The sequence below is a fragment of the Blautia caccae genome, assembly GCF_040095955.1.
Taxonomy (GTDB): Bacteria; Bacillota; Clostridia; order Lachnospirales; family Lachnospiraceae; genus Blautia; species Blautia celeris.
This window is the reverse complement of sequence record NZ_JBBMFP010000007.1, coordinates 12,856-21,036: the sequence shown is the minus strand read 5'-3', so window position 1 is coordinate 21,036 and position 8,181 is coordinate 12,856. Positions and strand designations below refer to the sequence as shown.

The window sequence follows — 8,181 nt, the reverse complement described above, 5'->3', positions numbered from 1 at the left end:
CAGAAATACGTCTGAAACACGCTCTAGAAATACTGTTCCAAATCCCTCTTATCATTCGTATACTGAAGCGCTGATTCTTTCTTTATATATCCTTCACGCACCAGTCTCATCAAATCCATATTCAGCGTATGCATTCCTGTAGCACCGCCGGACTGCATCATACTTCCCATCTGGTGGCTCTTATTCTCACGGATCAGGTTCGTGATGGCATCTGTGCCCAGCAGGATCTCGGTTCCCGCAATCCTTCCTGTCCCGTCATCCACAGGCATAAGACACTGTGTGATAACCCCTTTCAAAACACCGGCAAGCTGCGTTCTTACCTGGTTCTGGCTGCCTGCCGGACAGGCGTCAATGACACGCTCAATGGTCTGCGCCGCACCTGTTGTATGGAGCGTAGACAGAACCAGATGTCCTGTCTCAGCGGCAGTAAGCGCTGCCATAATGGTCTCATAATCACGCATCTCACCCACAAGGATAATATCCGGGTCCTCACGCAGCGCACTGCGCAGTGCAGAGGCAAAATCCACAACATCTCTTCCCGTCTCCCTCTGATGGATCAGGGCCATTTTGCTCTGATACGTGTACTCGATAGGGTCCTCAATCGTGATCACATGTTCTGCCCTGGTCTGGTTGATATGTTCGATCATAGCGGCCAGTGTGGTAGACTTACCGCTGCCCGTAGGTCCTGTGACCAGAATCAGCCCCCTGGGCTCCTCAGCCAGTTTGTACAGAAGCTTCGGCATATGCAGTTCTTCCAATGTGGGAATGTGACAGTTCAGCAGACGGATCGTGGCGGCAATCTTTCCCTGCTGCCTGAAAACATTGACCCTCTGCCTGTTGTGGTCCGGTGTCTCCAGGGCAAAATCAATATCATACCCTTCTGCCAGACGTGTCTTCTGGTTTTCATCCAGAAGCCCGTACAGCATAACCTCTGTCTCCTGTTCATCCGGCTGGACCAATGTCTGCTCCAGTTTACCGTGGACACGCATCATAAGCGGCATTCCCGCAGAAATATGAAGATCAGAAGCCTTCTCTTCCCTTCCCATCATGATCAGCTGATTCAGGTCGTACATTCTTTTATCCTCCATTTTCATTTCTGCTATTTATAGTAAGCCACTTTTCTCAACTCTTCCACACTGCTGACTCCGTCCTCCACCATCTTAAGGCCGGCATCCTTCAATGTCTTCATATTCTGGTTCTCCACAGCGTAATCCTGGATTGCCTCCGCGGAGGCACCGTCCATGATCATCTGCCGCACCTGTCTGTCTATCATGAGAACCTCATGTATTGCAACCCTGCCTTTGTAACCTGTATAATTGCACTGGGGACAGCCCTTTGGGTGCATGATTTTTTTAATATCCGTTCCCAGTATTCTCCTCTCCTCCGCTGTGGGAATGCTCTCCTCCCCGCAGTCGGGGCATACTTTTCGCATAAGCCTCTGGGCTATAATACCAACCAGGGAGTTTGCCACCATATAGGGCTGCAGTCCCATGTCCTCCAGACGGATGACAGAGGATGACGCGTCATTTGTATGTAAAGTGGAAAATACCAGATGTCCTGTGATGGCCGAACGCACGGAAATAGATGCCGTCTCCACATCCCTGGTCTCACCGACCATGATAATATCCGGGTCCTGACGGAGCAGCGCCCGAAGCCCTGCCTCAAATGTCAGTCCTGCCTGATTATTTACCTGCATCTGATTGATCTTCGGAAGATTCTTCTCCACCGGGTCCTCTATGGTTGAAATATTCACCGCCCGTTTTGACAGCTCCGAAAGTATCATATAAAGGGTCGTTGTCTTGCCTGACCCTGTTGGGCCTGTAAAATAAATGATGCCGTTCGGTGACCCCAGCATGGATTTCAGCTTCTTATAATCCTCCTCATGCATACCGAAGGTCTCCGGATAATCAATGTTGGAATTGTTCGCCAGAAGACGAAGCACTGCCTTCTCCCCAAATACGGTAGGGATCACGGAAACACGGATATTCACATATTCCCCTGCAACCTTCATACGGAAATGCCCGTCCTGCGGAATCCTTCTCTCTGCAATATCCATATTTCCCAGAATCTTGATCCTAGCGATCAGAGAAGCATGAAGGTTTTTCTGCAGAGTCACAAACTCAACAATGACACCGTCGATACGCATACGAACCGTGGTCTTATCCTCAAACGGCTCAATATGAATATCCGATGCATTGGTATTATACGCCCTGTCGATCAGCCGGCTGAGCAGGTTGATGATCGGTGTATCGTCATCCCCCTCCTCCTCAATATTAAATTCATCCGTGAGTGCCAGATCCTCAAATTGTTCGTTCGCCACACTGGCTGCTTTTCTGGCTTCCACCTCACTGTAATAGTATCCTATGGCATTTCTGAGGCTGGAAAGTCCGCTTAAACAGATTTCAAGCTGCATGCCTGTGAGCTGCCGGATATCCTCAATAGCGTAGAAGTTCAGCGGGTCATTTAATACAATGGTCAGCACGCCCTCGGCCTGTTTTACAGCCAGCATATCGTATTTTTCCGCAAGCTGCCTCGGAATCTTCTGTACTGCCTCCACATCCACCTCTATGGTGGAAATATCAATAATACGCGCCTGCAGAAGTGTGGAAAGCGCCTCCAAAAGCTGCTCCTCTGAAATAAATCCCATATCTGTCAGGGCAGCTCCCAGCCTCACTCCCTTGTGTTCCTTCTGATAGGCCAGTGCCGCATCTATCTGTTCTTCTGTGACATATCCATATTCTTTTAAAACATCTCCGATACGAACATTTCTGATATTATTGTCCATGCTAACTCCTACTATTCCTCAGTCTCACTGCTCTCTTCTGCCTCCGCATCTCCAAGAACAGCGCCTAAAAGCTGTTTCTGCACATACGTCTCAACGTCCTCGTACATATATATTTCAACTGACATACTTAATGTATATTCGCTGCTGCCCTCTTTTTGATTCTTCTGCCATGAAAAATCCGTTACTCTCTGTCTGGGGTTCTGGCTGACCGTCACATCCAGCATGGCCTGCAGGTTCTCTCTGGAACCGGTCATATTCATGGTCAGGCTGGCTGTATACATGCCGTCAAATGCGGTATTTTCACTGTTTTCCTGCTCTGTTCCGTATACAAGATCCGAGTAATTGGGAAGCGTGGTGTAAGCAGTAAAATCCGGCATTTTAATGTCCATATTGGTGACCTGAATGCCGCAGTTCACTGCAGTATTGGTCATCATACGGTCAATCTCCACACTCTTCATCACCGGGTAGTATTTGTCCTGCATAGCTGTAAGGTCTTTCTGGGACTGCTCCTCCCTGGTTCTGATTCCCGGCAGCGAGACCACCTTCATCTCTTTTTCCTGTTTCTCTATCTCTGCCTCTGTGATCTTCTCACTGAGTTCCTGGGTATCCTCCGCAAGCGGCATAAGAACGCCGATTGTCAGGCCAAGGATAACGAGAACGATTCCCAGCACGATCAGAATTTTTTTATCTCTCTCCGTCACTTTCAGTGTCATTCTTCCGCCTCCCCCTGTACCGGAGCCATGGTGCAGTTTACATTTACACTCCAGTCTCCGTCCTGGTTCTGTGAATATCCCGTGTAATCCACAGACGCAAATATCTCCTCCTCCATGAGAAGTTCAATGAACCGGTTGATCTGCTCTACATTCCCGGCACTGGTATTAAAGCTTAGAATTCCTGTGGTGGAATCATAAGAACTGATCTCCGCGGAGACAAGCCCTTCCGCGCAGGATGTGATCACAGCTTCTACAGAGCTGTCCACAAGGGGATACTCACCGATCTCATCTCCCAGAGATTCCATGCCTGTATGAATGGCAGAAATGGCGGACATTCTCTCCTGAGCCGCATCATATTCCTCACAGGCCTCAAGTACGGATTCCCTTTGATTGTATTCCTCCAGCGCCTTCAGTTCACTGCCCAGCATGATCTTTCTCACCAGAAAAATCAGGGACGCCAGTACCAGCACACCCACAACGGCTCCCACAGGTATGGTGATCTTTCTTCTCGCTTTTCTCTTTTCTATCTGTTCCGGCGTATATTTTAGCTGGGTGATAATATTGCCCTTGGGGTCTGTTTTCAGCATACCGCCTATGGCCAGCGCAAAATTTGCGAAGCTGATATACGGGTCATCCGTCTTTGAGTAGACAAAACTTCCGCCCGTCTCCAACTGTTCCACGCCCAGTTCCGGGTTGATCTGAGCAATCCCGTCCTCATAGACCCCATAATCCTCATCTGTCAGTCCGGCAATGTACACGTCCGTAATTTTCTGGGGGATATTCTGAGCTTTTGCGAACTGCATCAGGTTGTTGGCTGCCCTGGCAGTCTCCACTGCGTATCCCGGAGTTCCCGGTTCTGAGAAGAGACGTTTTTTGTTAAAGGTCTCATATTTTCCATCTACCAGCAGCGCATTGGTCAGGTTCATCTCATCCACAAACTGGACAATACAGGTCTTCCCCTTTAACTGTACCATTTTTTCCAGAAGCCTTATCATGGCTCCATTGGCACATTCAATGCCTGAAAGCTTTACCCCCAGCTTTGCGAAAAGCTGAGAGAACTGCAGGGCATAGTCCCTGGGCACTGTCATGGCAAATATCTGTCTGATCTTCGCTTTTTTATCCGTCCCGTTCAACGGGAAATAGCCGTAAACAGGATTGGAGATTCTCCCCACATCCGTAAATTCACGGCTCAGATATTCCATCATTTTCTTTTCATTCATCACCGGAACCTGAACAACTTTGGAATTGAACTGGCTGCTGTCCAGCACCAGATACACATCCTTTTTCGGCAGGTTCTGCATTTCCCACTGTTCCTTCAGGATATCCAGCAGGGCTTCTTCATCCACAATGGAGCCGTTTACCAGGCATCCTGTGGTATCTATTGTATAGTACATCCCCCGGATATTGACCTTTCCGGAGGTGGATTCGCCTGTGACGATTCTGATATATTTGTTTGATAAATAGACTGTCAGCATTTTGTTTCCCCTTTCTAAGACATGCCTGCAATGGAGTCATAAGAACCGTAAAGGGCACTGAATACGGAAACCATAACAAATGCCACAACTACACCCATGATCAGGAGCATGATGGGCTCCACATAAGAGACCATTTTGCTTATAGCCATATCTGCATCGTATTCCATGGAATCCGCAGTAAAGGAAAGCATGGAATCCAGGCTTCCTGTCTCCTCACCCACTCTTATGGAATCCGATAATTTTCTTACAAATCCATCAATCAGGTCCAGGCCGTCACTCAGATTATTTCCTGCCCGCACAAAGGGGATCACCTGGTCGAACTGGGCATCTATGTAATCATTTCCGATTGTCTTTCTGGCAATCTGCAGTGCCGATACAATAGGGATACCTGCGGAATACAGGGAACTTAAAGTTCTGGCAAATCTGGACGTACAGATTGTCTTCTGCAGCTTTCCGAACAGAGGCACCCAGAGCTTGAATCTATGCCATTTCATACGCACTTTCGGAATGAGCATCAGCGCTCTGACTCCGACCACCAGGAGGATCACAGCTATCAATACCAGAATCCAGTGTTCCTGCAGAAGGTCACTGAATCCCATCAGTATCCTGGTGGATAAGGGAAGTTCATCCATCTGGGCGAACAGCTCTGCGAATTGGGGCAGAACGAATTTGGTCAAGATCAGAACAACTGCCACCACCATAACCCCCAGTATTTTGGGGTATGTCATGGAGCTGGAAATCTTGGCGTTGAGCTTGTGGCTTTTCTCGTAGTGCTCCGCCATCTGCATGGAGACTTTATCCAGATTACCGCTGGTCTCTGCGGAACGATACATATATATCATCAGAGGCGGAAATGCCCCGTTTTGTGCCTCCATAGCATCGGAAAGGGCAATACCCTGGCGAATCTGTCTGAGGATATCCTCATAAACGCCTCTCTCCTTGGGCTTTACGGATTCGCCGTTCGCCATAATATTCAAAGCCCTGACCAGAGTAACACCGGACGCAATCAGAGTCCCCATCTGTCTGGAGAAATCCGCCAGAACCTTTGGCTTAAACTGCCGCATCCCCTTTGAACTCTTAACAACTTTGGCGGACAGCAGAAAGGCATCCTGCTCATGCAGTTTCTGCTGAAGCTCCGTGTCATCCGCCACGGTCATGATACCTTTTATTACCTTGCCCTCTAAAGTTCTTGCCTTATATTTGTATTGTGCCATAACGCGGCCTCCCATTTACAGAATTAAAAATCCAAGATACCAGGAAATAATCTGTTCCCCATACAAAACTCCCACAGCCATTCCCATACACAGAAACGGGCCGAATGCAAAATGGTCCTTCCTGTCCTTTTTCTTACCTATCAGCAGCCAGATTCCCCATATTCCACCAGCCAATACAGCCAGCACTGTGGATATCAGTGTGATCTTCCACCCCAGAAATGCGCCGCAGGCACCCATCAGCTTCATATCTCCGCCGCCGAAAGCTCCCGGTATGGCTAAAGTCAGAAGAAGCATGGGGACGCTTACACAGACAATTCCTATAAGCCTTGAGATAAGAGATGTTTCCGGCATTGTAAAACAGGCTGCCGCTGCCAGTATGTATACGGCAATCCAGCACCCATCCTCTATTTCCATGGTGTCCATATCCATAAATGTTACTACAGTCAGAATACAGAAAAACAGGAACACGGTCAATCCGGCAGCCGGTTTTTCCTTATAATACCAGCCGCAGAACAGGGCCGCCGCGCCGCCGAACAGTTCAATGAGCGTATCCCTGGCACCTATTTTCTTCTTACAGTAACGGCACTTTCCGCCCAGGAAAATATAGCTGAACAGAGGAATCAGATCCAAAGCCCCCAACTGGTGACGGCAGGAAGGACAGAAGGAATGTCCTTTGACAAAATCCATTTTTCTGGGAACACGGTAGATGATCACGTTCAGAAAAGAAAATATGCAGGTTCCCATAAAGAATATCACTACAGCAATCATTGCCGGATAACTATTATATACATCCATATCAGCCTCTTTGTTCCAAATTATTTTTTTAGAAGGACGAAGTTATTTTTATTGTACATCAATATTCATCCTCCTAAAAAGACAATTCCGAACAAAATCGCATCTATATGCCTGTAAATGACAAAAAGGGATTTCACCTGGTTTATACCAAACGAAATCCCCTCCTGTTATTGATTTTCATATTGTCGGGTCTTCCGGTAAATTGTCCATGTTCCGGAATCCTTGTCATCTGCTTCGTAGATAACTAAATACTTTCCCTCCTGATATGTCATGCTCAGCACACGGCATTTGGCCTTATCCCAGGAGATGAGATGTATTTCACCTTCCACTCCGGAATAACTCTTCACTTCCTCTTCCGCTTCCTTTGACATACCGCTTTCACGGGAACTGTCTAAAAGCGGCTCCTCCAAACCACTATATTGGATGGAGAGCAATTCTGTGTTCAGGAGCACATTTTTGGCGCTTCTAAATGCAGACCGCATTTGAATCGATTGTTCCCAATACCATAGCGCTGGTGCAAGAACAGCTATGCTGATTAGGAGCGTTAGAAGGGAAATCTTTAGTAGTCTGCGGAAATTTGTTTTGCGGGTGAGTGTTTCATAATCTATATGCATTTATGTTATGAAACCTCCTAATATCCTATCATTAATCCATACAGGTACCTGTCCAGCCTGCCTCTGGTTCCCAAATTGCAGTATATTTACCATTTTGATAAGAAAATTTTGTAACAGTACCTTCTGAATCAAGTGTAGCAAAATATGTCGGATTACCAGAAGCAGTTGTAATATGATCTGTTGCCTTACTTGCATTTCCTATTGTATTAGGAAGTGTATATGCTGTTGTACCCTCTGTATAATTATCTGTTATATTTACTTGTAACTGTGTTAATGTAGTAGCTGCATCAGCTTTACAGTTTGCCTTATTTGCCTTCGCAACATACTTCGTTACACTCGGCACCATAACCGCCGCCAAAACCAAAATAATAACAATAACAACAATCAATTCCACCAGAGTAAAACCCTTTTTACTCTTTCGATTTTCTCTTAATCTTTTCAACATCCGTGAATCCCTCCATCTTTTTTTATTTGCCACCCACATACCTTGCACCTTACTATGGGTGAAATCCGCGGATAAAACAGCAAAACTGCATTAACTGGCTGTACTATATATATTGTGTTAAATGCTGCTTATATGCCGCA

At 47.0% G+C, this 8,181-nt stretch carries 8 protein-coding genes; all 8 read right to left on the bottom strand.

Features of this window, described 5'->3' with window-relative positions:
- Window positions 1-23: 23 nt before the first annotated feature.
- Window positions 24-1,088, bottom strand: a complete 1,065-nt coding sequence (locus tag WMO65_RS09265; RefSeq protein WP_279238048.1) for a type IV pilus twitching motility protein PilT — start codon at window positions 1,086-1,088, stop codon at window positions 24-26.
- Window positions 1,089-1,099: 11 nt separating this feature from the next.
- The gene (locus WMO65_RS09260) at window positions 1,100-2,785 is read right to left on the bottom strand and encodes a GspE/PulE family protein (protein ID WP_207727852.1); all 1,686 of its coding nucleotides are present in this window, start codon (window positions 2,783-2,785) and stop codon (window positions 1,100-1,102) included.
- 11 nt (window positions 2,786-2,796) lie between these two features.
- A complete protein-coding gene (locus WMO65_RS09255) occupies window positions 2,797-3,498 on the bottom strand; it encodes a hypothetical protein (protein ID WP_148392037.1) in 702 nt (233 codons plus the stop codon).
- A complete protein-coding gene (locus WMO65_RS09250) occupies window positions 3,495-4,973 on the bottom strand; it encodes a hypothetical protein (protein WP_148392038.1) in 1,479 nt (492 codons plus the stop codon). The genes WMO65_RS09255 and WMO65_RS09250 overlap by 4 nt, the downstream gene beginning before the upstream one ends.
- A gap of 14 nt (window positions 4,974-4,987) precedes the next feature.
- Window positions 4,988-6,187, bottom strand: a complete 1,200-nt coding sequence (locus tag WMO65_RS09245; protein WP_148392039.1) for a type II secretion system F family protein — start codon at window positions 6,185-6,187, stop codon at window positions 4,988-4,990.
- A gap of 15 nt (window positions 6,188-6,202) precedes the next feature.
- Complete coding sequence (locus tag WMO65_RS09240; protein WP_033140687.1) at window positions 6,203-6,982, bottom strand: prepilin peptidase; 780 nt, start codon at window positions 6,980-6,982, stop codon at window positions 6,203-6,205.
- A 167-nt stretch (window positions 6,983-7,149) separates the two neighbouring features.
- Complete coding sequence (locus tag WMO65_RS09235) at window positions 7,150-7,464, bottom strand: hypothetical protein (RefSeq protein ID WP_033140688.1); 315 nt, start codon at window positions 7,462-7,464, stop codon at window positions 7,150-7,152.
- A gap of 163 nt (window positions 7,465-7,627) precedes the next feature.
- Complete coding sequence (locus tag WMO65_RS09230; RefSeq protein WP_148392040.1) at window positions 7,628-8,041, bottom strand: prepilin-type N-terminal cleavage/methylation domain-containing protein; 414 nt, start codon at window positions 8,039-8,041, stop codon at window positions 7,628-7,630.
- Between the last annotated feature and the right edge of the window lie 140 nt (window positions 8,042-8,181).

What these genes read in the sequence shown, in the direction of transcription:
- WMO65_RS09250 (WP_148392038.1), bottom strand. Translation starts at nt 4,973, where the DNA reads ATGCTGACAGTCTATTTATCAAACAAATATATCAGAATCGTCACAGGC.
- WMO65_RS09240 (WP_033140687.1), bottom strand. Translation starts at nt 6,982, where the DNA reads ATGGATGTATATAATAGTTATCCGGCAATGATTGCTGTAGTGATATTC.
- WMO65_RS09235 (WP_033140688.1), bottom strand. Translation starts at nt 7,464, where the DNA reads ATGCGGTCTGCATTTAGAAGCGCCAAAAATGTGCTCCTGAACACAGAA.
- WMO65_RS09245 (WP_148392039.1), bottom strand. Translation starts at nt 6,187, where the DNA reads ATGGCACAATACAAATATAAGGCAAGAACTTTAGAGGGCAAGGTAATA.
- WMO65_RS09265 (WP_279238048.1), bottom strand. Translation starts at nt 1,088, where the DNA reads ATGGAGGATAAAAGAATGTACGACCTGAATCAGCTGATCATGATGGGA.
- WMO65_RS09230 (WP_148392040.1), bottom strand. Translation starts at nt 8,041, where the DNA reads ATGTTGAAAAGATTAAGAGAAAATCGAAAGAGTAAAAAGGGTTTTACT.
- WMO65_RS09260 (WP_207727852.1), bottom strand. Translation starts at nt 2,785, where the DNA reads ATGGACAATAATATCAGAAATGTTCGTATCGGAGATGTTTTAAAAGAA.
- WMO65_RS09255 (WP_148392037.1), bottom strand. Translation starts at nt 3,498, where the DNA reads ATGACACTGAAAGTGACGGAGAGAGATAAAAAAATTCTGATCGTGCTG.